The organism is Mesorhizobium sp. P3_A2 (assembly GCF_056403115.1).
In genome coordinates, this window is record NZ_JBFUGC010000057.1 from 1 (window position 1) to 547 (window position 547).

The following is a 547-nucleotide window of genomic DNA, read 5'->3' on the forward strand; positions in this document are numbered from 1 at the left end:
AACGCCACAGGCACCCTGTCCGTCAACATCGTCGATGACGTGCCGACGGCGGTCGCCGACATCGACAGCATCGGGGCCGGCCTGTTCGGCCCGGCCACCGGCAATGTGCTGGTTGGCGGAACCGATGCCCTCGACGGCAACGCGACCGACGGGGTTGCCGACACCAGGGGCGCCGACGGCGCTGCCGTGGTCGGCGTCGCCGCTGGCGACACCACTGCCGCCCTCGACAATACCGCGACGCTGGGCATCCAGATCCAGGGCGCCTACGGCAAGCTGACGCTGGCCGCCGACGGCACCTACACCTATACCCGCGATGCCGGCTCGGCCGGCGGCCATGACGACGTCTTCACCTACACCATCACGGACGGCGACGGCGACACCTCGCACACCACGCTGACCATCTCGATCGGCAACTCGCCGCCGGTGATCACCGACCTGACGCCGGCTGCCAACGGCGGCGACGTCACCGTCAACGAGGATGACCTCCTGGCCAGCCGCGGTGTTGGCGAATCGGCCGGCTCCGACACCTCGAAGGAAAGCACCACCC

The 547-nt window shown here is 69.5% G+C and carries 1 protein-coding gene; it reads left to right on the forward strand.

Annotation, left to right across the window (positions count from 1 at the left end; translation table 11 throughout):
• Positions 1 to 547, forward strand: a 547-nt coding sequence (locus AC1DXM_RS31995; protein ID WP_477239563.1) for an Ig-like domain-containing protein, incomplete at both ends; no start/stop codon positions are given.